This is a genomic window from Brachybacterium sp. Z12, from assembly GCF_014400405.1.
Classification (GTDB): Bacteria; Actinomycetota; Actinomycetes; order Actinomycetales; family Dermabacteraceae; genus Brachybacterium.
In genome coordinates this window covers 2,364,311-2,389,227 of sequence record NZ_CP060496.1, presented here as the reverse complement: position 1 = coordinate 2,389,227, position 24,917 = coordinate 2,364,311, and the positions used below count along the sequence as shown (strand labels likewise).

General features: G+C 69.6%; 18 protein-coding genes, 3 tRNA genes and 6 pseudogenes. 22 read left to right on the top strand and 5 right to left on the bottom strand.

The annotated features are described in order from the left end of the window. Nucleotides 1-952: 952 nt before the first annotated feature. From H3H54_RS12645 to H3H54_RS12610, 8 genes and pseudogenes are all read left to right on the top strand, one after another. Entirely contained in the window at nucleotides 953-1,255 is a 303-nt protein-coding gene (locus H3H54_RS12645; protein ID WP_262424149.1) for an FHA domain-containing protein, read from the top strand. Then, the gene (locus H3H54_RS12640) at nucleotides 1,252-2,895 is read left to right on the top strand and encodes a serine/threonine-protein kinase (RefSeq protein ID WP_262424148.1); all 1,644 of its coding nucleotides are present in this window, start codon (nucleotides 1,252-1,254) and stop codon (nucleotides 2,893-2,895) included. Before H3H54_RS12645 ends, H3H54_RS12640 begins: the two co-directional genes overlap by 4 nt. Nucleotides 2,896-2,955: 60 nt before the next feature. Next, a complete protein-coding gene (locus H3H54_RS12635; protein WP_262424147.1) occupies nucleotides 2,956-3,666 on the top strand; it encodes a hypothetical protein in 711 nt (236 codons plus the stop codon). Nucleotides 3,667-3,779: 113 nt separating this feature from the next. Beyond that, nucleotides 3,780-8,245, top strand: a pseudogene (locus H3H54_RS12630) (FtsK/SpoIIIE domain-containing protein). Nucleotides 8,246-8,495: 250 nt separating this feature from the next. After that, complete coding sequence (locus tag H3H54_RS12625) at nucleotides 8,496-8,723, top strand: hypothetical protein (protein WP_395962744.1); 228 nt, start codon at nucleotides 8,496-8,498, stop codon at nucleotides 8,721-8,723. A gap of 270 nt (nucleotides 8,724-8,993) precedes the next feature. After that, nucleotides 8,994-9,320: a hypothetical protein gene (locus tag H3H54_RS12620; RefSeq protein ID WP_262424146.1), complete on the top strand. Its 327-nt coding sequence runs from the start codon at nucleotides 8,994-8,996 to the stop codon at nucleotides 9,318-9,320. Nucleotides 9,321-9,633: 313 nt separating this feature from the next. Continuing rightward, a complete protein-coding gene (locus H3H54_RS12615) occupies nucleotides 9,634-9,951 on the top strand; it encodes a hypothetical protein (protein ID WP_262424145.1) in 318 nt (105 codons plus the stop codon). A gap of 68 nt (nucleotides 9,952-10,019) precedes the next feature. After that, nucleotides 10,020-10,289, top strand: a complete 270-nt coding sequence (locus H3H54_RS12610; RefSeq protein ID WP_262424144.1) for a WXG100 family type VII secretion target — start codon at nucleotides 10,020-10,022, stop codon at nucleotides 10,287-10,289. Between the two features lie 120 nt (nucleotides 10,290-10,409). Here the strand turns inward: H3H54_RS12610 and H3H54_RS12605 are convergent, their stop codons facing one another. Next, nucleotides 10,410-10,898, bottom strand: a complete 489-nt coding sequence (locus H3H54_RS12605) for a YajQ family cyclic di-GMP-binding protein (protein WP_262424143.1) — start codon at nucleotides 10,896-10,898, stop codon at nucleotides 10,410-10,412. A gap of 196 nt (nucleotides 10,899-11,094) precedes the next feature. Between H3H54_RS12605 and H3H54_RS12600 the strand changes: the two genes are divergently transcribed. The 10 genes and pseudogenes from H3H54_RS12600 (at nucleotide 11,095) to H3H54_RS12555 (ending at nucleotide 17,177) form a co-directional block, all read left to right on the top strand. Continuing rightward, nucleotides 11,095-11,176 (top strand) — tRNA-Tyr (locus H3H54_RS12600). Between the two features lie 85 nt (nucleotides 11,177-11,261). Next, nucleotides 11,262-11,334 (top strand) — tRNA-Thr (locus H3H54_RS12595). A gap of 55 nt (nucleotides 11,335-11,389) precedes the next feature. Then, nucleotides 11,390-11,466 (top strand) — tRNA-Met (locus H3H54_RS12590). Between the two features lie 97 nt (nucleotides 11,467-11,563). Beyond that, nucleotides 11,564-11,734 carry a 50S ribosomal protein L33 gene (gene rpmG, locus H3H54_RS12585; RefSeq protein WP_029360274.1) on the top strand — a complete coding sequence of 57 codons (171 nt, stop codon included), beginning with the start codon at nucleotides 11,564-11,566 and terminating at the stop codon, nucleotides 11,732-11,734. A 187-nt stretch (nucleotides 11,735-11,921) separates the two neighbouring features. Then, nucleotides 11,922-12,372, top strand: a pseudogene (locus H3H54_RS12580) (MaoC family dehydratase N-terminal domain-containing protein). Between the two features lie 42 nt (nucleotides 12,373-12,414). After that, a complete protein-coding gene (locus tag H3H54_RS12575; RefSeq protein ID WP_262424142.1) occupies nucleotides 12,415-12,888 on the top strand; it encodes a MaoC/PaaZ C-terminal domain-containing protein in 474 nt (157 codons plus the stop codon). Continuing rightward, a pseudogene (locus H3H54_RS12570) lies at nucleotides 12,885-14,011 on the top strand (UDP-N-acetylmuramate dehydrogenase). Before H3H54_RS12575 ends, H3H54_RS12570 begins: the two are co-directional and overlap by 4 nt. A gap of 85 nt (nucleotides 14,012-14,096) precedes the next feature. After that, nucleotides 14,097-15,365, top strand: coding sequence for a serine hydroxymethyltransferase (gene glyA, locus H3H54_RS12565; protein ID WP_316249024.1), 1,269 nt, complete (start codon nucleotides 14,097-14,099; stop codon nucleotides 15,363-15,365). A gap of 95 nt (nucleotides 15,366-15,460) precedes the next feature. Then, a complete protein-coding gene (locus tag H3H54_RS12560; protein ID WP_262424140.1) occupies nucleotides 15,461-16,360 on the top strand; it encodes a bifunctional methylenetetrahydrofolate dehydrogenase/methenyltetrahydrofolate cyclohydrolase in 900 nt (299 codons plus the stop codon). Continuing rightward, nucleotides 16,357-17,177, top strand: a pseudogene (locus tag H3H54_RS12555) (exodeoxyribonuclease III). Before H3H54_RS12560 ends, H3H54_RS12555 begins: the two are co-directional and overlap by 4 nt. A gap of 104 nt (nucleotides 17,178-17,281) precedes the next feature. On the opposite strand, the gene H3H54_RS12550 reads toward H3H54_RS12555, so the two are convergent. The 4 genes and pseudogenes from H3H54_RS12550 to sdhC all read right to left on the bottom strand — a co-directional run bounded on the left by H3H54_RS12550 (nucleotide 17,282) and on the right by sdhC (nucleotide 20,732). After that, entirely contained in the window at nucleotides 17,282-18,043 is a 762-nt protein-coding gene (locus tag H3H54_RS12550; protein ID WP_262424139.1) for a succinate dehydrogenase iron-sulfur subunit, read from the bottom strand. Beyond that, on the bottom strand, nucleotides 18,043-19,818 hold the full coding sequence (gene sdhA / locus H3H54_RS12545) for a succinate dehydrogenase flavoprotein subunit (RefSeq protein ID WP_262424138.1): 1,776 nt from the start codon (nucleotides 19,816-19,818) through the stop codon (nucleotides 18,043-18,045). The genes H3H54_RS12550 and sdhA overlap by 1 nt, the downstream gene beginning before the upstream one ends. Before the next feature lie 76 nt (nucleotides 19,819-19,894). Next, on the bottom strand, nucleotides 19,895-20,353 hold the full coding sequence (sdhD, locus tag H3H54_RS12540; RefSeq protein WP_262424137.1) for a succinate dehydrogenase, hydrophobic membrane anchor protein: 459 nt from the start codon (nucleotides 20,351-20,353) through the stop codon (nucleotides 19,895-19,897). 2 nt (nucleotides 20,354-20,355) lie between these two features. Continuing rightward, nucleotides 20,356-20,732: pseudogene (sdhC, locus tag H3H54_RS12535) on the bottom strand (succinate dehydrogenase, cytochrome b556 subunit). A 272-nt stretch (nucleotides 20,733-21,004) separates the two neighbouring features. On the opposite strand from sdhC, the pseudogene H3H54_RS12530 reads away from it, so the two are divergent. From H3H54_RS12530 to H3H54_RS12515, 4 genes and pseudogenes are all read left to right on the top strand, one after another. Beyond that, nucleotides 21,005-21,427: pseudogene (locus tag H3H54_RS12530) on the top strand (sugar phosphate nucleotidyltransferase); the annotation flags it as partial. Continuing rightward, complete coding sequence (locus H3H54_RS12525) at nucleotides 21,421-22,158, top strand: sugar phosphate nucleotidyltransferase (RefSeq protein WP_316249217.1); 738 nt, start codon at nucleotides 21,421-21,423, stop codon at nucleotides 22,156-22,158. The pseudogene H3H54_RS12530 and the gene H3H54_RS12525, both read left to right, overlap by 7 nt. Before the next feature lie 90 nt (nucleotides 22,159-22,248). Beyond that, the gene (locus H3H54_RS12520) at nucleotides 22,249-23,490 is read left to right on the top strand and encodes a M20 family metallopeptidase (protein ID WP_262424136.1); all 1,242 of its coding nucleotides are present in this window, start codon (nucleotides 22,249-22,251) and stop codon (nucleotides 23,488-23,490) included. 213 nt (nucleotides 23,491-23,703) lie between these two features. Beyond that, the gene (locus H3H54_RS12515) at nucleotides 23,704-24,822 is read left to right on the top strand and encodes a BMP family protein (RefSeq protein ID WP_262424135.1); all 1,119 of its coding nucleotides are present in this window, start codon (nucleotides 23,704-23,706) and stop codon (nucleotides 24,820-24,822) included. The last annotated feature ends 95 nt before the right edge of the window (nucleotides 24,823-24,917 follow it).

The following is a 24,917-nucleotide window of genomic DNA, read 5'->3' as shown; positions in this document are numbered from 1 at the left end:
CACCGGCGCGTACGACGACCTCTTCGGAAAGACCATCTTCCGGCGCATAGAGGACGCCGCCGTGCGTCGCAGCGAGGACGAGGACGGGGACGAACCGCCCGCGAAGCCGTCGACCGACCCTTCCCGCTCGGTGCCGGATCCTGCCCCCTCCGAGGCCGCTGCCGCGGGCCAGTCCTCCGCCGAGCCGGCTCCGCAGCCTGCCGATCCCGGCGATTTCATCGACTGGGTCCCCGGGGTGGGACGCACCGCTCCGGAGATCGCCCAGACCGCCGCGCGGCGCGCCACCGAGGTGACCCGCTCGGAGCCTGACTATCCGCAGGTCCACATGGCACAGCGCCCGCCCGCGCCGAACACCGGATCCGGGCCCATGCCGGCAGCTCCACCCGCAGCGCCGGCCCAGCCTGCACAGACTCCTCGGCGGGGCGGTCCGATGACCACCGGTGACGCCAGCCAGCAGGTGGGCAATCGGACGCCGACCGGACAGCCTCAGCAGTATCCCCACGGCCCCGCCGACCCTGGAGCTGCGGGCCACCAGGTCGGGTTCCCGCCGTCCGGCCCTCCTGCGCCGCGTCAGCACCCGCAGCCCCCGGCCGCCGTCCACCCACCGTCCTGGGACGCTGCCCCGGGGCACGCGCCGGCAGCCCCCATGCAGGCCCGGCGGCGACCGATCGCCATGCCAGCGCACCGCACCCGGTCGCTCCTCCAGCCCTCCGGCGGCAGCCCAGCAGGCGCTGCCGCCTCACAAGGGGCCCGGCCCGGCCTCCTTCGCGGGCAGTCCGGGACAGGTGGTCGGCGGTGGGGTGAGCCTCACCGGCCTGGTCTGCCCCAACGGGCATGCGAACTCTCCGGAGCGTTCCGTCTGCCGCGCCTGCGGCGCTCCGCTGCCGAGGGATCCGCGCACCGTCGTGCGCCCCCGCTGGGAGCGGTCACGATCACGGGCGGCGAACGATTCGTGCTCGACCGCACCGCGATCATCGGCCGCAGACCCCGGGCTTCCCGTGTGAGCGGGAGCGAGGTGCCGCAGCTGATCACGGTCCCCAGCCCCCAGCAGGACATCTCGCGCTCGCATCTGGAGCTGCGTCTGGAGGGCTGGCACGTGGTGGCGCTCGACCTCGGCACCACGAACGGGACCACCCTCCATCGCGAGGGCTACGAGCCGGTCCGGCTGCGAACGCGTGAGGGAGTGGTCCTCCACCACGGCGACCGCCTGGATCTGGGAGACGATGTGCATCTGACGTTCGGGGAGCGGGTATGAGCTCGAGACCACCTTCGCCCCCGCCCAGGCTCAGCGGGTACGAGTACGAGCAGCTGCTGGGCTCCGGCGGGTTCGCCGACGTCTTCCTGTATCGCCAGTTCCGCCCGCAGCGGCGAGTGGCGATCAAGGTGCTGCTGTCCAACGTCCTCGACGAGTCGGTGCGCCGGCAGTTCGACGCCGAGGCCAACGTGATGGCGCAGATGTCGACCCACCCCTCGATCGTGACGATCCATCAGGCGGAGGTCTCCGACGACAACCGTCCGTACATCGTCATGGAGTACTGCCCGCGACCCAATTACGGGGTGCGCTTCCGCAAGGAGCGGATCACCGTCGCCGAGGCGCTGCGCGTGGGCGTCCAGATCGCCGGTGCCGTGGAGACCGCTCATCGGGCAGGGATCCTTCACCGGGACATCAAACCGGCGAACATCCTGGTCACCGACTATAACCGGCCTGCGCTCACGGACTTCGGCATCTCCATCGCCACGGGACAGGGCGACGACGTCGAGGACTCCCAGGGGATGTCGATCCCGTGGTCCCCGCCGGAGTTCTTCGCCGACCCGCCCCGCGCCGATGTGCGCTCCGACGTGTTCTCGCTGGCCGCCACCGTGTACTCCCTGCTGGCCGGGCAGACCCCCTTCGAACGGCGCGGGCAGCGGAACACCGCCTCCGACCTCATCCATCGGATCTCCAGCGAGCCGCTGGTCCCGCTGAACCGGCCCGATGTGCCCGCAGAGCTGAACCGGGTGCTCTCGATCGCGATGGCGAAGGAACAGTCCGGCCGGTACGACACCGCGCTGGCCTTCGGCCGGGGCCTGCAGCAGGTGGAGCTCGCGCTCTCGCTGCCGGTGACCCAGATGGACGTGCTCGACGAGCGCGGGACCGGCGCAGCCCACAGCGCCGAGGACGACGACCTCGACATGCACACCCGGATCCGCAAGGTCGCCACCGTCGACCCGGACACGGGCAGCACCACCGGCCCCGGGACGCGGCGCAGGCTCGATCCGTACGCCGGCGTCGCCCCGGCGTTCGGCTCCCCGTCGGCCCCGGGCGGCGGGACCGGGCCCTCCGCGCCGGAGGACGACGCCAGCGAGGCGACGATGCTGCGCCCGGCCGGCGCGCGCCTGCCCGCCGCTTCCGCGGCCTCACCCCTGCCGGCCCCGGGGACCGAGACGGCGGACGAGCAGACGGCCAGCACGCCCGTGTGGCCCTTCGTCACGCTCGCCGCGGTGCTGGTGATCCTGCTCGGCGTCGGCGCCACACTCGGAGTCCGCTATTTCCTCATCCCCGAGCCGACCCCCGTCGCGACCTCCGAGATCAACGTCGCGACCCAGAAGGGTGTCGCGCTGGAACCCCCGACCGACCTCGACATCGCGGTCATTGCGCCGGAAGAGGGCACGGGCCAGCCGGGTCGGGCCCGGATCTCCTGGGAACCTCCCGCCGGTGTCACCCAGGACGAGCACTACATAGTCCAGTGGAAGGACATGCCCGCCAACTACGAGCAGTATGGGGTCCAGCACGAGGTGCACGGGGACAACTCGATCGTCGTGCAGATCCCGCCGCGCCTCCCCGAACGGTGCATCGAGGTCACGACGGTCAATCCCAACGGCGGCGCGAGCGTCGCGGCAGAGGAATGTCTGTGAGTCGGCTGACGGGTACGGTTCATCCATGATCGGTGATGACGACAGAGGGGATGGCTGACGATGGCGTCGACGATTTCGGTCGAGTTCTGCGGGGAGTGGTTCCGCGTCGAGGACGGGGAGGAGCTCACGATCGGCCGTGAGGCCGACCTCGACATCGACGAGGACAACCCCTTCCTGCACCGACGGTTCCTCACCATCGTCCAGGTGGAATCGATGTGGTGGCTGGTGAACATCGGCTCGCGCCTGTCCGCGACCATCACCGACGGCACCGGGTCGATGCAGGCGTGGCTCGCCCCCGGCGCGCGCATCCCGCTGGTCTTCGACGTCACCAAGGTCGTCTTCACCGCTGGGCCCACCACCTATGACCTCTCGGTGCATGCGGATTCGCCCGAGTTCGCACGGATCGCGGGCCCTGAGGATCCGGCGGGTGAGACCACTGTCGGCTCGGTGCAGCTCACCCCGAGCCAGAAGCTGCTGATCCTCGCGCTCGCCGAGCCCATGCTCACCCGTGAGGGGTCGGGGATGAGCTCGGTGCCGACCTCGGCGCAGGCCTCCACCCGACTGGGATGGCCGCTGACGAAGTTCAACCGCAAGCTCGACAACGTCTGCGACAAGCTCGACAGGCTCGGCGTGCGCGGTCTGCGCGGCGGCCCCGGCAAACTCGCCAGCAACCGGCGCGCCCGACTGGTGGAGCACGCCGTCTTCTCGCGCCTGGTCACCAGGGAAGATCTGCCGCTGCTGGATGAGGCGCACGACGCCGACGAGGACTGAGACTGCACCCGGCACACCGGGCGGAGACAGCACGTACAGCAACTGAAGAGCGGGCTGCCCCGAGGGGCGCTGCGGCAGGCGGCCGAAGGGTCCGCTGAGGGGGAGGAACACCGATGCGCATCAAGCTCACGCTGCGCAGGCCCGAGGACCGGCTGACCGATATCGAGGTCACGGCCGACGCTACGGCGACGGTCGCCGACGTCGCCGGCGCCCTGTACTCCGCCGATCCCCTGCGCGGTGACGCGGAGGTGCCGGAGGGGCTGACGCTGCAGGTCCAGGATCCCGGCGCGGGCGCCGGGGCGAAGGGCGTGCGCTCCCTGGATCGCGAGATCGACCTGATCCAGGCCGGTCTGCGCTCCGGCAGCGTGGTCTCGATAGCCCGCTCCTCCACCGAGTACGCCACTCGCTCCGAGTCGCGCGGCGCGGCGGTCGCCCTGATGCGTGTCCTGACCGGTCCCGAGGCGGGGCGCGAGTTCCCGCTGCCCACGGGCTCGAGCGTGATCGGGCGCGAGGGAGACCTCGACATCCGCATCGCCGACCCGATGCTCTCCAAGCGGCACGCCCGCATCAACGTCGGCGATTCGATCGAGATCGTCGACCTGCAGTCCGCCAACGGCGTCGTCATCGGCGGCGAGCAGGTCCAGCGCGCGGTGATCGGACCCTCGGACACCGTGCTCATCGGGCAGACCACGTTCTCCGTGATCGCGCTGCACAGGCTCGGCGGGACCGCCCCGAGCTCTCCGGTGGTGGAGTTCAACCGCTCTCCCCGGGTGGTGCCCCGCTTCCCCTACCGGCCGCTCAAGGCGCCCACCCCGCCGAAGGAGCCGCAGCCCCAGTTCTTCCCGATCTTCATGATGTTCGCCCCCATCCTCATGGGCGGCTTCATGTTCTCGATGACCCGCAGCCCGTTCTCGCTCATGTTCGTGTTCATGATGCCGATGATGGCCACGGCCGGTTACCTGAACCGAAAGTTCCAGCAGAAGAAGGTGCTCGAGCGCCAGATCAAGAACTTCGAGGAGGGGCTGGCCTCCCTCAAGCGCCGGGTCACCGCTGCCCAGGACCTCGAGCGGGCGGTGCGCCTGGTGGAGGCTCCTTCGGCGGCGGACACCGTGGATGCCGCCTTCCGCCTGGGCCGTCTGCTGTGGACCCACCGGCCCGAGCACAATGCCTTCGGCACCGTCCGGCTGGGCCTGGGCATCGCCGAATCCCGGGTGGGCATCGAGATGCCGGGGAGAACGACGCGATCCCCAAGTACTACGACATGCTCGACGACATGAACGAGGAGTACAAGCTGATCGCCGGGGTGCCGGTGGTCGCTGAGCTCCGCTACGCCGGGAACCTCGGGATCGCCGGCGGCGGCGGGGAGGCCGACGGGGTCGCCCGCGGCATCGTCACCCAGATCTTCTCCCTGCACTCGCCGGCCGAGGTCGCGATCGCCGCGATCACCTCCCGCTCCAGCCGCGAGATGTGGGAGTGGCTGAAGTGGCTCCCGCACACCTCGAGCCCGCATTCGCCGCTGCCCGGCGACCACCTGGCCGACACCCCGGGGCGCGGCAACGCCCTGATGGCGAGGATCGAGGAGCTCATCGAGCAGCGCGCCGGGGACGCCCCGCCCGCGCTGCGCACCCCGATGACCGTCGACGTCACCCAGGAGACCCCGATCCCGCCCGAGCCGGTGACCCCGAACCTCGTGGTCATCATCGAGGACGACGCACCCGTGGACCGGGCCCGTCTGGTGCGCATCGCCGAGCGCGGCCCGGACGTCGGCGTGCATGTGATCTGGTGCGCCTCCAACATCGCCGCACTGCCCGCGGCCTGCCGCACCTACGTCTCCGTCGAGGAGTCGGTGGAGGGTGCGAGCGCGGGGCATGTACGGGTGGGGGAGCGGTTCTATCCCGTCACCGTCGAGACCGTTTCGGTCGAGGTGGCCTCCGGCGTGGCCCGTCACCTCTCCCCGGTGGTCGACGCCGGGGTCCCCATCGACGACGACTCCGATCTTCCCCGGGCGATCTCCTATCTCAAGCTCGGTGGCATGCAGATGGCCGAGGACCCCAACTACATCATCGAGCGCTGGAAGGAGAACAACTCCCTCACCCCGCGCGACGGCTCCGAGCCGCAGCGCCGCAAGCACGACGCCAACCTGCGTGGGCTGATCGGCCACAACGGCCAGGACGCCTACCACCTGGACCTGCGGACCAACGGCCCACACGCCCTCGTGGGCGGCACCACCGGCGCCGGCAAGTCGGAGTTCCTCCAGGCCTGGGTGCTGGGCATGGCCACCGCCCACAGCCCCGACCGGGTGACGTTCCTGTTCGTGGACTACAAGGGCGGCGCGGCATTCGCCGACGCGGTGGAACTGCCGCACACCGTGGGCCTGGTCACCGACCTCTCCCAGCACCTCGTGCGGCGCGCCCTGACCTCGCTGCGCGCCGAGCTCCACTACCGGGAGCACCTGCTGAACCGCAAGAAGGCGAAGGACCTGATCTCGCTCGAGCGCACGGGTGACCCCGAGGCGCCGCCCAGCTTGATCATCATCGTGGACGAGTTCGCGGCCCTGGCCAAGGAGATCCCCGAATTCGTCGACGGTGTCGTGGACGTCGCCGCCCGGGGCCGCTCGCTGGGACTGCACCTGATCCTCGCGACGCAGCGCCCGGCCGGTGTCATCAAGGACAACCTGCGCGCCAACACAAACCTGCGCATCGCCCTGCGCATGGCCGACGAGGCCGACTCCAAGGACATCCTGGGCGACAAGATGGCAGCGCACTTCGACCCGGGGATCCCCGGAAGAGGAGCGGCCAAGACCGGCCCCGGCCGCGTCGCCACCTTCCAGACCGGGTACGCGGGCGGCTGGACCACGGATGAGCCCGAGCGGGCGCGGATCGACATCGTGGAGAAGGACTTCGGCACCGGTGAGCAGTGGGACATCCCCTCCCCGCCCACCAAGGAGGTCAAGGACCCCGGCCCTAACGACATCTCCCGCGTGGTCGCGACGGTCAAGGCGGCAGCGGAGGACGCCGGGGTGCCGGCTCCCCGCAAGCCGTGGCTCTCCGAGCTGGCCGACGCCTACGACCTCTCCCGTCTGCCCAGCCGCCGCACCGATGAGGACCTGCTGCTGGGCGTCATGGACGTCCCCGAGGACCAGGCCCAGCCGACCATCTCCTACTACCCGGACCGCGACGGCAACATGGCCATCTACGGCACCGGCGGATCCGGCAAGTCCACCACCCTGCGGACCTTCGCGATCTCGGCCGCCTCGACCGTGCGCGGCGGCCCGGTGCACGTCTACGGGCTCGACTTCGGCGCCTCGGGCCTGACGATGCTGGAGGAGCTGCCGCACGTGGGCTCGATCGTCCCCGGCGACGACGAGGAGCGGGTGATCCGCCTCCTGCGCACCCTGCGGGAGCTGATCGACGAACGGGCCAAGGTCTTCGCCAAGGTGCGTGCCGGATCCGTCGCGGAGTACCGCGAGCTCGCCGGCAAGCCCGACACCCCGCGCATCCTGCTCCTGGTCGATGGGATGGCCGCCTTCCGCGAGGCCTACGACTACTCGAACCTCACCAAGTGGTTCACCGCGTTCGTCCAGATCGCCACGGACGGGCGCCAGGTCGGCGTGCATGTCATCGTCACCGGTGACCGGCCCAACGCGATTCCCACCTCCCTGGGTTCCTCGATCCAGCGTCGGCTCATCCACCGCATGGCCAGCAGCGACGATTACGCGGCCTTCGGCGAGCCGAAGGACGTGCTGGACGGCAGCTCTCCTCCCGGGCGCGCCATCCAGGATGGCCACGAGGTCCAGGTCGCGGTGCACGGAGGGGACGCCAACGTCGCTCTCCAGTCCCGTGAGGTCACCAAGCTCGCCGAGGCGATGCGGCGCGCGGGGGTGCCTGAGGCCCCGGAGATCAAGCGCCTGCCGGAGCGGGTGGAGTTCTCTTCGCTGCGGCCGGCGGCCGGCGGGATGCCGGTGCTGGGCCTGGCCGACGAGACCCTGGCGGAGATCACCTATGAGCCGCGAGGCGCCTTCATGGTCACCGGGCCGATGGGCTCTGGTCGCACCACCGCGATGCTGACGATCGCCACCGGTCTGAAGGCCATGGACGAGCCGATGAGGCTGGTCCGCTTCTCGTCTCGTCGGACCCCGCTGACCGGGCTGCCGATCTGGGATGTCGAGGCATCGGACCCGGACACCGTCAGGGAGCTGGCCACCCAGCTGCGCCAGACCATCGAGTCCGGCAGCGTCGGCGAGGGCAAGCTCGCGCTGTTCATCGACGGGGTCGCCGACTTCACCGGCAGCGGCGTTGAGAACGACCTGGACAAGCTGATCCGGGCCAGCACCCGGGAGGGCCAGTTCGTGGTGGGCGAGAACGAATCCGCCTCCTGGTCGCAGGCATACGTGCTCGCCCAGCCCTTCAAGGCCGGACGGCGTGGTCTGCTCCTCCAGCCCAGCGACATGGACGGCGACTCACTGCTCGGCACCGGATTGGGGAGGATCCGTCGGGCGGACTTCCCGGCCGGCCGCGGCTTCCTGGTCTACGGCGGACGGGCGATGAAACTGCAGGTCGCACAGGTCACCACCGGGTGAGCGGTCGCGCGCGGCCGTCCGGGGACAGCAGGCACGACCCGGTCAGCCACGCCATCCGGTGGCGTTCCCGGCAGGCCATCCCCATGGGGACTCCTCCCCATGGCCCGTGCCCGCCGATCGCTCTACAGTGATCCCTGTCGACCACGACAGCAGGCCGGTGCACTGACCAGGGCGCGGGCGCGAGACACCAGGAAGGGGAACCCGAACCGTGAACGCCACGAAGGGTATGAACGTCGAAGAGGTCCGGCGGATGTCTGGCCAGCTCCGGGACGCGGCGGAGGAGATCACGCGGATCGAGCAGGAGCTGACCCGCGGTCTCGAGGGTGTGGACTGGACCGGCCCGGACGCCGATCGCTTCCGCGGGCAGTGGTCCGGGGAGATGATCCCGGCGCTGCAGCAGATCATGAATTCCGTCAACGAGCTGGGGGAATCGGCCGAGCGGAACGCCGCGGAGCAGGACGCGGCCTCCTCGAACTGACGGAGACGCTCTCGCTCTCGCGCCCGTGCACGAGGCCCGGACGGGGAACCGTTCGGGCCTCGTTGCCGACTGGTATGTTTAGCGCCGTCAGTGGTGGGAGGAACGGAGCAATTCCATGGCTAAGAGGATCGAGTACCCGAGCGCCGATTTCCCGGGGCCACCGCAGATCAGCATCGAGGTGCCGGAGGACTGGGAAACCTTGACGGTCCCGGGGTCCAGGTCGCCGTCGCGCAGCCCAGGGTGGAGGGCCGCTTCCGAGCGAACGTCGTGGTGACCGTGCAGAGATTCGGCTCCGATTTCACTCTTGAAGCCGCTCAGGCTGGTCTCGAACAGCGCAAGGCCGCGCTGCCCGAGCTTGAAGAGCTCGGAACGGGCGAGATCGAGGTGGAGGGGATGACCTGGATCGCCAGCGAGTACGGATACACCCAGCCGGGCCGGCCCACCGTGGTCCAGGCCGCCCGGTACGCGGTGATCGATCGTGGAGGCGTCGCGAAGGACGTGCTGGAGATCGTCGGCAGCTGCGGGGCCGAGAGCGCGGAGGATGAGATCGAGACTGTGCGCGCCATCCAGGACTCGGTGAGCCTGACGCTGACCTGACCGCGAGCCTGGGCTGAGCGCTCGGGTACCTATGTGTGGAAGGCCCCGTACCCGGGATGGGTGCGGGGCTTCTTGCATGCCCGGTGATGTGGCGCCAGGTTCCTCTCGTGGGGTCCGCACCACCCTCGCCCAGCGCGGTCATCCACAGCCCTGAGAACGTGGGGGAGCTGAAGAAGCTGACGCTGACCAGGGAGGATGGCGAGTTTCACGGATGGGGAGGGGCATGGGGAGTTGTCCCCATCGCCAAGTGGTGGTGGGCGTCCTAGGGTTGTGTCATCACCTGGGGACAGGGTCGAGGAAGCGGTCAGCGGCCGTGGAGGTCTTCTCCGGTGGGTGGGACCTTGATTTTCACTACGACATGGAGGACACCATGAAGAAGGGCATGACCCCGGAGTCTGTCGAGCAGATGGCCCAGCAGGTCCAGACTGCCGGCGAGGATGCACAGCAGGTTTTCCAGCAGATCGCCTCGCGCGTGGCGGAGTTCGACTGGACCGGTGAGGACCGGGACCGTTTCGTCAGCGAGTTCACCGATGCGCTGGGTCAGCTTGCGCAGCAGGTCGCTTCGCAGTGCGGTGACTTCTCGGAGCGTGGGACCCGGAACGCTGCGCAGCAGCGCGACGCGTCGTCCTGAGTCCCGCTTCTGCAGTTTCTTTTCTTCGTTGGTTTTACAGCTCTGAGACAGGGCGAAAGGGGTAGGTCATGGCTTTCAAGGGTATGAATCCGGAAGAGGGTCGGGAAGTCGCGCAGGGCGTGAACGAGGCCGGTCAGCAGATTCTCGAGCTGATGATCACCGCCAACAATGCGGTGAACTCGGTCGAGTGGATCGGTCCGGACTACGACGCGTTCCGTGAGGACTGGAACAGCTTCTTCGGCGGCGCGGTGGCTGAGCTGGTCAATGGTCTGCAGACCAAGAGCACCGAGCTGACTCAGCATGCTGAGGAGCAGGACTCGACCTCGAACCAGGGCTGATCGCCCGGTTCGTCGTGGGAGAAGGCCCCGCACCCGATGAGGGGTGCGGGGCCTTCTCGCATGCCTGGATGCCGGATCGCCGGCGGGCGAGGGAGGGCCTGGGCCCCCGCCCGGAGCGGCTCAGCGGTAGTTGACGAACTGGAGCGCCACGTCCAGATCCTTCCCCTTCAGCAGGGTGATGACGGACTGGAGGTCGTCACGGCTCTTGGAGGAGACCCGAAGCTCGTCGCCCTCGATCCGCGCCTTGACGCCCTTGGGGCCCTCGTCGCGGATCAGCTTGGAGATCTTCTTGGCGTCCTCGGTGGCGATGCCCTCCTTGAGCGATGCTGCCAGCCGCATGTCCTTGCCGGACTGCTTCGGCTCCCCGACGTCCAGGGACTTCAGGGAGATGCCGCGGCGGATGAGCTTGGACTGCAGCACATCGAGCACCGCGAGCACGCGCTCCTCCGCATTCGCGACCATCACGATCTCGTCACCGCTGAGGGTGATCGATGCTCCCGTGCCCCGGAAGTCGTATCGCTGCCCGACCTCCTTGACGGCCTGGTTGACCGCGTTGTCGATCTCCTGGCGATCGAGCTTGCTGACGACGTCGAACGATGAATCTGCCACGGTGGGTCCTTCCTTCGCGCGGCCGCCCCGCGGGGCTGCCGCCTCACTGTCCACGAGCCCGGGACGGGCTGTGACGCTCTTCATGCACTTCGGACCGCTTCTCGGTTCGCGCCGACGGCGCGGTCCCGGTATGCTGTTTCAGGTCCGCTTCCGGCGGCCACACGATCTCGGTCGGGTGGGCAACGGGAGCAGTCATGGCAGATTACCCGAGTGGCCAAAGGGAGCTGACTGTAAATCAGCTGGCATTGCCTTCGTGGGTTCGAATCCCTCATCTGCCACTGCGGAGGGTCCATGTGACCCGAAGCACCGGGGCCCGCCCCCGAATTGCCTCCGGGCAAGGAGACGGGTAAGGTTCACCGGGTTGCCCTGATAGCTCAGTCGGCAGAGCGTCTCCATGGTAAGGAGAAGGTCAAGGGTTCGATTCCCTTTCAGGGCTCTGATTGGATGCGGCGGCCCGGTCTCATTCGAGATCGGGCCGCTTCATCGGTCAAGCCGGGGTAGCTCAGACGGTTAGAGCGCACGACTCATAATCGTGAGGTCGCGGGTTCGATCCCCGCCCTCGGTACCACGCCGGTCACCACCGGAGTGGAGTATCCACATCCCCCGAGCACGGGGACCCACGAGGCGCGCTGCGGAGCGCGCCACCCGGACGAAAGAGGCGAACCGTGGCGAGCAAGAGCTCTGACGTGCGTCCCAAGATCACCATGGCTTGTGTTGACTGCAAGGCGCGCAACTACATCACCAAGAAGAACCGTCGCAACACCCCGGATCGGCTGGAGCTCTCGAAGTTCTGCCCGACCTGCGGCAAGCAGACGGCTCACCGCGAGACCCGCTGAGCGGGCCACCGCACTTCCACGAAGGCCACCCGGCATCTGACCGGGTGGCCTTCGTCATTCCCTGTCCCGGAACAGGGCGCCGGCGCCTCGGCCCGGCCGTATGCCAGATCGGTCCCCGGGGCTCAGCGGTGAGATGATCGGGGAGTCCGCATCCGTCGGCCCAGCCGACCCGACCTCGGGAGACGTCATGACCACCACACCCGACCCCGCCTTCGCCGGGCGCAGCTACCCGGCAGGCCCCGTGCACACGGTCTCCGCCGCGAAGATCATCGAGTTCGCCCGTGCCACCGGCGCCTCCTCCCCGCTCCACACCGATCCCGAGGCCGCGCGCAGCGCCGGGGCACGCCGATGTGGTGGCCCCGCCGACCTTCCTGGTCTCCCTCGCGCAAGCCACCGAGGCGCAGTACATCGAGGATCCGGCGGCCGGGATCGACTTCCGCCGCGTGGTTCACGGCGAGGAGACCTTCACCCTGCACCGTCCCGTCGTCGCGGGGGACCGGCTCATCCCGACCCTCACCGTGGAATCGGTCCGAGCGGCCGGCGGCCATGCGATGGTCTCCACGCGCGTGGACCTGACCGAGGAGTCCGGCGCCGACGTCGCCAGCGTGCGCAGCATGCTGGTCGTCCGCGGCGACTGACCCCGCCCCGTCCGCCCGACTCCCCGGAACCCAGGAGCAGATATGACCACCGCCTCACCCGCCCCCGTGGACCTCACCGACCTCGCCGTCGGCCAGGAGCTCGCCCGCACCCGCCACGAGATCACCCGCGACACCCTCGTGCGCTACGCCGGCGCCTCCGGTGATTTCAACCCCATCCACTACAACGACACCGTCGCCACCGAAGCCGGACTGCCCGGGGTGATCGCCCACGGCATGCTCACCATGGGCACCGCGATCACCGGCCTGCTCGACGCGATCGCGGATCCCACCGCTGTACGCGCGTACTCGACCCGGTTCACCCAGCCGATCCCGGTGCCGGCCACCGGCTCCGCGATCCTCGAGGTGGTCGCCGTCGTCGGTGCGCTCGACGAGGAGAAGGGCACCGCCCGGGTGGACCTGACCGCCGAGGTCGACGGCACCAAGGTGCTCGGCCGTGCCCGCGCCACCCTTGCCCTGCCCGTCGGTGCAGGACGGGACGGACAGGGCACGGCATGAGGCTCTCCGACCTGACCACGCTCCGCATCGGCGGGGAGATCGGGAAGCTCGTCGAGGCCCGCACCGCCGAGGAGGCCATCGAGGCGGTGGCGGCGGCCGACGCGGCGGGGAGCAGCTGCTCGTGCTCGGCGGCGGCTCGAACCTGGTCGCCTCCGATGAGCCGTTCGAGGGCACCGTTGTGCTGCTGCGCGATCCCGAGGACCCGCCGCTGCTGGACGCGACCTGCGAGGTCGGTGCTTCAGGAGAGCCCGACGGCATCCCGGTGGATCCGGCCGAGCTCACACCCCTGGACCCCACCTGCGGCGGCGCCATCGTGGAGTACTTCGCGGGCGTGAACTGGGACCGGGCGGTGCGCTATGCGATCGCTCGGGAGATGGTCGGGATCGAGGCGCTCTCAGGGATCCCCGGCACCGTCGGCGCGACCCCGATCCAGAACGTGGGCGCCTACGGCCAGGAGGTCTCTGCGACCATCTCCCGGGTGCGCACCTGGGACCGGGAGAAGAACGCCGTGCGCACCTTCTTCGCCGCGGACTGTGACTTCTCCTACCGCGACAGCATCTTCAAGCGCACTCGGTATGCGGGGCCTGTGGCCTCCGCCACCGGCCGCTACGTGGTGCTCTCGGTGACCTTCCAGCACACCATCGGCTCGCGCTCGGCGCCGATCCGCTACGCCCAGCTCGCCGAGGCGCTCGGCGTGGAAGTGGGGCAGAGGGCACCGATGGACCAGGTGCGCGAGACCGTGCTGCGGATCCGTGCGGCCAAGGGCATGGTCCTCGACCCGCTCGACCACGACACCTGGAGCGCAGGCTCCTTCTTCACCAATCCGATCCTCGAGGCGGACGCCGCCGACCGCCTGCCGGCGGCTGCCCCGCGCTTCGATGCGGGCGGCGGACGGGTCAAGACGAGCGCTGCCTGGCTGATCAGCCAGGCGGGCATCGAGCGCGGCCACGCGCTGGGTGCGCGGGCATCGGTCTCGACCAAGCACTCGCTGGCGCTGACCAACCGCGGCGGAGCCGGCAGCGAGGACCTCGCGGCCCTCGCCCGCGACGTCCAGGGACGGGTCCAGGAGACCTTCGGCGTGCACCTGGTCCCCGAGCCCGTCCGACTCGGCATCGAACTCTGACCCCGACAGCGGGCAGAGCGCCCACCGTCCTAAGATGGCCCGACGGCGTCCATCGCCGATCCGCCCCGTCCCTGCAGGAGGCCCCGTGAACGTCCTCGACCAGTCCATCGCCGAGCTCGACCCGGACATCGCCCAGGTGCTCGACCGCGAGCTGTCCCGCCAGCAGCGCACGCTCGAGATGATCGCCAGCGAGAACTTCGTCCCCCGGGCCGTGCTCCAGGCCCAGGGATCGGTGCTCACCAACAAGTACGCCGAGGGGTACCCGGGTCGCCGCTACTACGGCGGTTGCGAAGAGGTCGACGTCGCCGAGCAGATTGCGATCGACCGCGCGAAGGAGCTGTTCGGCGCCGAGCACGCGAACGTCCAGCCGCACTCCGGTGCCTCCGCGAACGCGGCCGTGATGCATGCACTGGCCCGTCCCGGCGACAAGCTGATGGGCCTCTCGCTCGCACACGGCGGCCACCTCACCCACGGGATGAAGATCAACTTCTCCGGCCGTCTCTACGAGATCGTCGCCTATGAGACCGAGGCCGACACCGGCCAGATCGACATGGACAAGGTGCGCGAGCTGGCCGTCGCGGAGCAGCCCAAGGTGATCGTCGCCGGCTGGTCCGCGTACACCCGGCAGCTCGACTTCGCGGCGTTCCGCGAGATCGCTGACGAGGTCGGCGCGATCCTCTGGGTGGACATGGCTCACTTCGCCGGGCTGGTCGCCGCGGGCCTGCACCCCAGCCCCGTCCCCTACGCGGACGTGGTCTCGACCACCATCCACAAGACCATCGGCGGCCCCCGCTCCGGCATGATCCTGTGCAAGGAGAAGTGGGCCAAGAAGATCGACTCCGCGGTGTTCCCCGGTCAGCAGGGCGGCCCGCTGATGCACGTGATCGCGGCGAAGGCAGTGGCCCTCAAGGTCGCCGCCACCGAGGACTTCAAGGACCGTCAGGCCCGCACCCTCGAGGGCGCGAAGCTTCTCGCCGAGCGGCTGCAGGCCGAGGACGCCAAGGCGGCGGGTGTGAAGCTGATCTCCGGCGGCACCGACGTGCACCTGGTGCTGGTGGACCTCGTGGACAGCGAGCTCGATGGCCAGCAGGCCGAGGACCGCCTCCACGAGGCCGGCATCACCGTCAACCGCAACGCCGTCCCCAACGATCCGCGCCCGCCGCGGGTCACCTCCGGGCTGCGCATCGGCACCCCGGCGCTGGCCACCCGCGGTTTCGGCGCCGAGGAGTTCACCGAAGTCGCCGATATCATCGCTCTCGCACTGACCGGCGGCGCCGACCTCGCAGACCTGCGCAAGCGCACCGAGGCCCTCGCGGCCTCGAAGCCGCTGTACACCGATCTCCAGCAGTACTGAGCGACATCGTGGGGCCCGGCACACAGCGCCGGGCCCCACGCACGTCCCCCGGCGGGCACCACCCACCCTCCACCCCAGCGACATCAAGGAGCGCCATGACGGCCCAGATCCTCGACGGCAAGGCCACTGCGAAGGCGATCAAGGAGGAGCTCAGCGACCGTGTGGCGCGCCTGGTCGAGGGCGGACATCAGCGCCCTGGCCTCGCGACGGTCCTGGTGGGGGAGGATCCCGGCAGCGCCGCCTATGTGCGCGGCAAGCACCGCGACAGCGAGCAGATCGGGCTGAACTCGATCCAGCGCCACCTCCCGGCCGACGCCAGCCAGGCTGACGTCGAGGCCGTCGTCGACGAGCTCAACGCCGATCCCGCCTGCACCGGCTACATCGTGCAGCTCCCGTTGCCGAAGCAGATCGACACCGACGCGATCCTCGAGCGGATCGACCCGGCCAAGGACGCTGACGGGCTGCATCCGACCAACCTCGGCCGCCTCGTGCTCAACGCCTACACGCAGATCGACACCCCGCTGCCCTGCACCCCGCGCGCGGTGATCGAGCTGGTCGAGCGACACGGACAGGACTTCCGCGGCAAGGACGTTGTCGTGGTCGGGCGCGGGGTCACCGTCGGCCGCTCCATCGGCGCGCTGCTGACCCGGCGCGAGTACAACGCGACAGTCACCCTCTGCCATACCGGCACCGCGGATCTGCCCGCGCATCTGCGTCGCGCCGACGTGATCGTCGCCGCCGCCGGTGCCAAGCACCTGGTGCGCGCCGAGGACGTCAAGCCCGGCGCGATCGTGCTCGACGTCGGCGTCTCCCGCCAGGAGGACCCGGACGGCGGCAGGGCGAAGCTCGTCGGGGACGTCGACCCCGCTGCGGCCGAGGTCGCCGGCTGGCTGAGCCCCAACCCCGGCGGCGTCGGGCCGATGACCCGCGCGCTGCTGCTGAAGAACGTCGTCGAGGCGGCCGAGCGCGCCGCCGGGATCCAGGAGTCCGAGTGACCTTCACCATCGCCACCGTCAACGTCAACGGCCTGCGCGCCGCCGCCCGGAAGGGGATGGGCGACTGGCTCGCCTCCACGGCCGCGGATGTCATCACCCTGCAGGAGGTGCGCGCCCCCGAGGAGCTGCTGGCCGGTCTCGTGGGGGGGGGGTGGACCATCGTGGGCGAGGTCTCCCAGCTGAAGGGCCGCGCGGGCGTCGCGATCGCGGCCCGCACCTCGCTCGAGCGCATCGACCTGGAGGGGTGCGCCGCGGCTTGCCCGGTCTCGACGCGGACTCCCACACCGGTCGCTGGCTCGAGGCGGATCTCGATGACCCCCTCGGAGACGGCACGGCGCTGACCGTCATCTCCTGCTACATGCACTCGGGCAACACCGAGAAGCCGCAGACGATGGTCGACAAGTACGCCTTCCTCGACGCGATGATGCTGCGCCTGGAGGCGCTGCGCGCCGACGGGCGCCACGTGGTGCTCACCGGCGACATCAACATCGCCCACACCGAATGGGACATCAAGAACTGGAAGGGCAACCTGAAGTCCGCCGGCTTCCTGCCCGAGGAGCGCGCCTACCTCGACCGTCTCACCACCGATGCGGGCTTCATCGACGTCCACCGCGCCCTCCACGGCGACGGTCCCGGCCCGTACACCTGGTGGTCGCAGCGTGGGAAGGCCTTCGACAACGACGCGGGCTGGCGCATCGACTATCAGCTCGCCACCGAGGAGCTCGCCGCCAAGGCCACCTCCGCGCAGGTGGATCGGGCGCCGAGCTACGACACGCGCTGGTCCGACCATGCGCCGCTGGTGGTCAGCTACTCCTGACCGCCCGCGGGCGGTCGCAACGCACTGAGGACCGATGTTCGCGATGAACATCGGTCCTCAGTGCGTTGCGGCGGGGCCTGACAGACCCGGACCGGCGACGCGGCTCAGACGCGGCCGGAGATCACTGCCTGCTTGACCTCGGCGATCGCCTTGGTCACCTGGATGCCGCGGGGGCACGCCTCGGTGCAGTTGAAGGTGGTGCGGCAGCGCCACACGCCCTCCTTGGAGTTCAGGATCTCCAGGCGCTGCTCGCCGGCGTCATCACGGGAGTCGAAGATGAAGCGGTGCGCGTTGACGATCGCTGCCGGGCCGAAGTACTGACCGTCGGTCCAGAACACCGGGCAGGACGAGGTGCAGGCGGCGCAGAGGATGCACTTGGTGGTGTCATCGAAGCGCTCGCGCTCCTCCGCCGACTGCAGCCGCTCGCGGCTGGGCTCCTGACCCTTGGCGATCAAGAACGGCATGACCTCCTTGTAGGAGTCGAAGAACGGCTCCATGTCGACGATCAGGTCCTTCTCGACCGGCAGGCCCTTGATGGGCTCGACGGTGATCGGCTTGTTGATGTCGAGATCCTTCAGCAGCGTCTTGCAGGCCAGACGGTTGCGGCCGTTGATCCGCATGGCGTCCGAACCGCAGATGCCGTGCGCACAGGAGCGGCGGAAGGTGAGCGAACCGTCGATGTGCCACTTGATCTCGTGCATGGCATCCAGCACACGGTCGGTGCCGTGCATCGTGACGGTGAAGTCCTCCCAGTGGGTGCCCTTGTCGTCCTCGGGGTTGAAGCGCGCGATGCGCAGCGTCACCTCGAACGAGGGGATCTCTTCCGCACCGGTCTCGGCCTGGGGCTTCTCAGCGACGGCAGTCATCAGAACGTACGCTCCTTCGGCTCATAACGGGTGATCACGACGGGCTTGGTGCCCAGACGGATCGAGGTGCCCTCGACACCCTCCTCACCCGGGAGGGTGCGGTAGGCCATGGTGTGCTTGAGGTAGTTGACGTCATCGCGTGCCTCGTAGTCCTCGCGGAAGTGGCCGCCGCGCGACTCCTTGCGGTTGAGCGCGCCGAGGGCGACGATCTCCGCGAGATCCAGCAGGAACCCGAGCTCGACCGCTTCCATGAGGTCCAGGTTGTAGCGCCGGCCCTTGTCCTGGATCGCGACGGTCTCGTAACGCTTCTTGAGCTCCTTGATGTCGGCCAGAGCCTTGCGGCAGGTCTCATCGGTGCGGAACACCTGGACGTTCGCGTCCATCGTCTCCTGCAGCGCGCTGCGGATATCGGCGATGCGGTCCTCGGTGGCGGGACGGTCGCGCAGCCGCTCGAGCAGCTCCACGGTGGGCTGCTCGAGGCCCTCGGGCAGCTCGGGCATATCGACCGTCGCGGCGTGCTCCGCGGCGGCGATGCCGGCGCGGCGACCGAAGACGTTGATGTCCAGCAGTGAGTTGGTGCCCAGGCGGTTGCCTCCGTGCACCGAGACGCAGGCGGTCTCACCTGCGGCGTACAGGCCGGGGATCACATCGGTCGCGTTCGCGAGCACCTCACCGCGGATGTTGGTGGGGATACCTCCCATGCCGTAGTGCGCGGTCGGGAAGACCGGGACCGGCTCCGTGTAGGGCTCGACGCCCAGGTAGGTGCGGGCGAACTCGGTGATGTCCGGGAGCTTCGCATCGATGTGCGCGGGCTCGAGGTGGGTCAGGTCGAGGTAGACGTAGTCCTTGTTCGGGCCGGCGCCGCGTCCCTCCCGCACCTCGTTGGCCATCGCCCGCGCCACCACGTCGCGCGGGGCGAGGTCCTTCAGCGTGGGGGCGTAGCGCTCCATGAAGCGCTCCATCTCGCTGTTGCGCAGGATGCCGCCCTCACCGCGAGCTGCCTCCGAGAGCAGGATGCCGAGGCCGGCGAGGCCCGTCGGGTGGAACTGGAAGAACTCCATGTCCTCGAGCGGGATGCCGCGACGGAAGGCCATCGCGGGGCCGTCACCGGTGAGGGTGTGGGCGTTCGAGGTGGTCTTGAAGATCTTGCCGAAGCCGCCGCTGGCGAAGATCACGGACTTCGCGCGGAAGATGTGGATCTCTCCGGTGGCGAGCTCGTAGGTCACCACGCCGGAGGCGCGGATGCCCTCATCGGTGCGGGGATCGCCGGTCATCAGGACGTCGAGCACGTAGTACTCGTTGAAGAACTCCACCTGCTGCTTGACACAGTTCTGGTAGAGGGTCTGGAGGATCATGTGGCCGGTGCGGTCCGCGGCGTAGCAGGCGCGGCGCACAGGGGCCTCGCCGTGGTCACGGGTGTGGCCGCCGAACCGACGCTGGTCGATCTTGCCCTCGGGCGTGCGGTTGAAGGGCAGGCCCATCTTCTCCAGATCGAGCACCGCGTCGATGGCCTCCTTGGCCATCACCTCGGCGGCGTCCTGATCCACCAGGTAGTCACCGCCCTTGACGGTGTCGTAGGTGTGCCACTCCCAGTTGTCCTCCTCGACGTTGGCCAGGGCGGCGCACATGCCGCCCTGCGCCGCGCCGGTGTGGGAGCGCGTGGGGTAGAGCTTGGTGACGACTGCGGTGCGGGCGTCCTTGGAGGACTCCAGGGCGGCGCGCATGCCGGCGCCGCCGGCGCCGACGATCACCACGTCGTAGTTATGGGTCTGCATGTCTGGTGACTGCTCCGTTTCAGGTCGACCGGGAAGAGGGAGGGCGGCCGGTGGGAGCACCGACCGCCCAGAGGCGTCAGCCCTCGCAGAAGGAGGGCAGCAGGCTCGGCTCAGCGCCGACCGGGCACGGATCGAAGGTGAAGATCACCAGGGTGCCCAGGACGATCGTGACGATCACGGCGAAGTAGAGCAGGCCCTTGAGGACCATGCGGAGGCGGTCGCTGCGGGCGTAGTCGTTGATGATCGTCCGCACGCCGTTGCCACCGTGCAGCAGGCCCAGCCACAGCATCAGCAGGTCCCAGACCTGCCAGAAGGGCGAGGCCCACTTGCCGCCGACGAAGGCGAAGTCGATGCCCTGGACCCCCTGGCCGAGCCAGAGGTTCACGAAGAGGTGGCCGAAGACGAGGATCACCAGCAGCACACCGGAGGCGCGCATGAACAACCACGAGAGCATCTCGGAGTTGAGCCCGCGCTGGCCGGTGCGGCGGTAGCGGGTGGTGGGATCGGGGATGGAAGTTCCGGTCTGTGCACTCATGGTCACGCTCCGAACATGTGCATGAGGTGGCGGGGCAGGAAGCCGGCCATGAGGACGGCCCACACGATCACGACGCCCCAGAACAGGCCGCGCTGACGCTTGGTCCCCTGGGACCAGAAGTCCACCAGGATGATGCGCAGGCCGTTGAGGGCGTGGAAGAGGATCGCGCCGACGAGGCCGACCTCGCCGAGGCCGAACACCACGGTCTTGTAGTGCCCGATCACCTCGTTGTACGCCTCGGGGAGACGCGCACGAGCGCAGTGTCCAGGACGTGCACCAGCAGGAACAGGAAGATGAGCATTCCTGAGATGCGGTGGGCGACCCAGGACCACATGCCCTCGCGTCCGCGATAGAGCGTCCCGGATTGGGCTGAAGCCACGGAGATCCTCCAGAAGCGTCGGGATGAAGCCGGGAACGGTGATGAGATGCCGCGGAGTGCGGCGCGCGGCCGTTCCGGGCAGTGCTCCGGGCGACCATCGCGGTGTGGCGCCACAGGGGCCACTTCACGACACGGCGACATCATCATCGCCCCCGACAGGGGCCACTCCAGCGTAGCACCGGGCAGGACAGGTGCAGCCCGCTCCGACGCGGTGCACGGCGACATCCGCGCACTCACCTCGGCGGCGGCGCTCAGGCGGATACGCTGGGCCTATGCCCCAGGCCCCTTTCATCCCCGTGGTCCCTGCCGGCGGTGCCGGCACGCGACTGTGGCCGCTCTCACGCCGTGCGCGGCCGAAGTTCCTGCTCGATCTGAGGGGTGAGGGGCGATCCCTCCTGCAGCGCACCCTCGACCGGCTCGCGCCTCTCGCCGATCGCCCGCCGATCGTGGTCACCGGCGTCGATCACGAACCGGCTGTGCAAGAGCAGCTCGATGCGCCGGGAGCCGGCCAGGTGGTCGCGGAGCCCTCGCCGCGCAACTCGATGCCGGCCATCGCCCTGGCCGCGGCCCTGGTCGAGCGTGAACTGCCCGATGCGGTGATCGGCTCCTTCGCCGCCGACCACCTCATCGACGACGTGGAGTCCTTCGCCCGCGCCGTGACGATGGCGCGGGAGGCGGCGGAGCTCGGATACCTGGTGACCCTCGGGATCACTCCGACGTACCCGGCCACCGGCTTCGGGTACATCGAGCAGTCCGCCCCCGGGGCCGGCGAGGGGAGGGCGTCGACGAGGCGCTGCACGCGACCGGCGCCCTGCCCGTCGTCCGGTTCGTCGAGAAGCCGGAGCTCGCCCGTGCGGAGCAGTTCCTGGCCACCGGGCGCTTCCTCTGGAACGCCGGCATGTTCGTGGTGCGCGCATCGGTCCTGCTCGACGAGCTCGCGGCGCAGATCCCGCCGCTGGCCCGAGGCGTGCGCGAGATCGCTGCCGCGCACGGCACCGAGGACTATGACGAGGTGCTCGAACGGATCTGGCCCCAGCTGACAGCGATCGCGATCGACCACGCCCTGGCCGAACCGCTCGCCGCGCTCGGGAAGGTCGCCGTCGTCCCCACCGACTTCGACTGGGACGACGTCGGCGACTTCGCCGCTCTCGCGCGTCAGCTCCGGGAGAAGAGGGCCGCGAGCAGCCACGGGACGACGGACGACGGCTCCGATGTCCAGGTGCTGGGCGGCGCCGGAGTCGATGCCATCTCGTCCCGGGCCACGGTGTACGGTTCCACGGATCGCCACATCGCCCTGGTCGGGCTGGACGGCATCAGCATCGTCGACACCGAGGACGCGCTGCTGGTGCTCGCCGACGAGCAGGCGCAGGATCTCTCGGCGCTCGTCGCCCGCCTCGACGCGCGAGGACTGGGACACCTGCGCTGACGTCGGCCGCCCGCAGCGGCCACCGCGAACGGCACCCGGCCTCGGCGAACCGCGCCGACGGCCGTTCCGACGGAGCACAGGAGTGCACAGGTGGAGCAGACACAGCAGGTGCTGCTGGGCACCGCGCAGCAGCGGTCGATGCTGGGCCCGGAGGGGCTGATCGCCAGGACGGTGGAGGAGAGATCCGCGGACCTCAGGGACGTCAGGCGCCATCTCCACCGGCACCCCGAGCTCTCGCACCAGGAGCACGCCACCACCGACTTCATCGCCGAACGGCTCGGAACGCTGGGGCTCACCCCGCAGCGGATGGCGCACACCGGCCTGTACTGCGACATCCCCGGCAACGATCCGAGCCTCGGGCTGATGGCCCTGCGCGCCGACATGGACGCGCTCGGAATCCCAGAGCTCAGCCCCGTCTCCTTCCGTTCCACCGTCGAGGGCGTCTCCCATGCCTGCGGTCATGACGTCCACATGAGCGCGGTGCTCGGCGCGGCGACAGCGCTGGTCCGTGTCGCCGACGCCGGGGGCCTGCATCGAGGGGTACGGCTGATCTTCCAGCCCGCAGAGGAGATGCATCCCTGCGGAGCGCTCGAGCTGATCGGGCAGAACGTGCTGGACGGGGTCGACTCGATCCTCGCCCTGCACTGCGACCCCGGTGTCGACGTCGGGCACGTCGGGCTGAAGACGGGCCCGATCACCTCCGCCACGGACCCGGTCAAGATCCAGGTGCGCGGCGCCGGCGGCCACACCTCCCGCCCGCATCTCACGCAGGACCTGGTCTACGCGCTCAGCTCCATCGCCACCCAGCTGCCAGCCGCGCTCACGCGCCGCATGGATCCGCGCTCCGGGGTGAACCTCACCTGGGGCAGCATCCACGCCGGCTCGGCCTTCAACGCGATTCCGAGCAGCGGCACCCTCGAGGGGACGCTGCGCTGCCTCGACCATGACGCCTGGGACCAGGCCGAGGAGCTGCTGGAATCGGTGCTCGCGGACCTCGTGCGCCCCTGGGGCGTGGAAGCCCGGGTCGCCCATGACCGAGGCGTGCCGCCGGTCTCCAACAGCGCCGACAGCGTCGAGGTGCTCGCCGCCGCGGTGCGCGGAGTGCTCGGCCGCGACAACCTCGACCCGACCGCGCAGTCCCTCGGCGGCGAGGACTTCGCCTGGTACCTCGAGAAGGTGCCCGGAGCACTCGCGCGCCTCGGCACCCGCACGCCCGGTGGGCGCACCTACGACCTCCACATGGGGGACCTGATGATCGACGAGCGCGCGATCGGCATCGGCGCCTCGGTGCTCGCCGCCGCCTGCGTGCAGCGGGACCTGCTCCCGGTCTGAGCGGGCCGCCGGTGTCGGGCGAGGGAGGCCTGATGTCACCTCTGCGCCCATACGTCACATCCGCGTCGATTTCATAACGGTTCACGGACCGGGACCGCAGGAACGCCCGGGCGGCGTTCCACGAGGCTATGGTCCAAGTCGCACCGCGACAACGCTGTCGCCACGGACCCCACGGGGCGCACCCGGCCCCGCACCCGAACCGAAGGAACCTTCATGAAGAACATCACGCGTGCGCTCGCCCTGGTCGGCGCCGGCGCCCTGACCCTCGCCGCCTGCGGCACCGCGCCGGAGGAGACCGCAGGAGGCGGCGGTGGCAGCGACGCCGGCGGCGGCTCGAGCGACTACAAGGCCTGCATGGTCTCCGACGCCGGCGGCTGGGACGACAAGTCGTTCAACGAGTCCAGCTACAACGGACTGATGTCGGCCAAGGACAACCTCGGCGTCGAGACGCAGACCGCCGAGTCCACCTCCGACTCGGACTTCGCCCCGAACATCAACAACATGGTGACCGAGGGCTGCGACCTGATCATCACCGTCGGCTTCCTGCTGGCACCGGCCACCGGCGCCGCGGCGCAGGCCAACGAGGGCACCGACTTCGCGATCGTCGACTCGGCCGCCCAGGACGCCGACGGCAACCCGATCGAGCTCGACAACGTCAAGCCGCTCGAGTTCGACACCGCCCAGGCCGCGTTCCTGGCCGGCTACCTCGCCGCCGGGATGACCGAGACCGGGAAGGTCGCCACCTACGGCGGCATGGACATCCCCACCGTCACCATCTTCATGGACGGCTACGCCGACGGCGTCGCGCACTACAACGACACCCATGACACCGAGGTCGAGGTGCTCGGCTGGAACAAGGAGTCCCAGCAGGGCTCCATCGTGGGCACCTTCGAGGACCAGTCCAAGGGCAAGGCCGTCTCCGACGAGTTCTACAACGCCGGCGCGGACATCGTCATGCCGGTCGCCGGCCCCGTCGGTGCAGGCACCCTCGCCTCCGCCAAGGAGGGTGATGACCGCAAGGTGATCTGGGTGGACGCGGACGGTTACGAGACCAACTCCGCCGACGCCGATGCGCAGTCGGTCATCCTCACCTCCGTCATGAAGGAGATGACCGTGGGCGTCGAGGACGTCATCACCGGTGCTGCCGGCGGAGAGTTCGACGGCACCCCGTACGTCGGCACCCTCGAGAACGGTGGCGTGGGCCTGGCCCCGTACCACGACTTCGAGGATGATGTCCCCGCAGAGCTCGACGAGGAGCTGGACGCCCTCACGCAGGAGATCATCGACGGCACCGTGGTCGTCGAGTCCAAGGGCTCTCCCGCAGGAGCCTGATCAGATGACATGAGCGCGGTCCCCGTCCGCGAGGGCGGGGACCGCGTCCCATGTCTCGACACCGCTCGGTCGACGATCTCGGCCGGCACCGACGG

Excerpts from the sequence above, each read along its gene's own strand:
- sdhA (WP_262424138.1), bottom strand. The coding sequence starts at position 19,818 with ATGCAGACCCATAACTACGACGTGGTGATCGTCGGCGCCGGCGGCGCC.
- H3H54_RS12625 (WP_395962744.1), top strand. The coding sequence starts at position 8,496 with ATGTCTGGCCAGCTCCGGGACGCGGCGGAGGAGATCACGCGGATCGAG.
- H3H54_RS12640 (WP_262424148.1), top strand. The coding sequence starts at position 1,252 with ATGAGCTCGAGACCACCTTCGCCCCCGCCCAGGCTCAGCGGGTACGAG.
- H3H54_RS12550 (WP_262424139.1), bottom strand. The coding sequence starts at position 18,043 with ATGACTGCCGTCGCTGAGAAGCCCCAGGCCGAGACCGGTGCGGAAGAG.
- H3H54_RS12610 (WP_262424144.1), top strand. The coding sequence starts at position 10,020 with ATGGCTTTCAAGGGTATGAATCCGGAAGAGGGTCGGGAAGTCGCGCAG.
- H3H54_RS12635 (WP_262424147.1), top strand. The coding sequence starts at position 2,956 with ATGGCGTCGACGATTTCGGTCGAGTTCTGCGGGGAGTGGTTCCGCGTC.
- H3H54_RS12515 (WP_262424135.1), top strand. The coding sequence starts at position 23,704 with ATGAAGAACATCACGCGTGCGCTCGCCCTGGTCGGCGCCGGCGCCCTG.
- sdhD (WP_262424137.1), bottom strand. The coding sequence starts at position 20,353 with ATGAGTGCACAGACCGGAACTTCCATCCCCGATCCCACCACCCGCTAC.
- H3H54_RS12575 (WP_262424142.1), top strand. The coding sequence starts at position 12,415 with ATGACCACCGCCTCACCCGCCCCCGTGGACCTCACCGACCTCGCCGTC.
- H3H54_RS12560 (WP_262424140.1), top strand. The coding sequence starts at position 15,461 with ATGACGGCCCAGATCCTCGACGGCAAGGCCACTGCGAAGGCGATCAAG.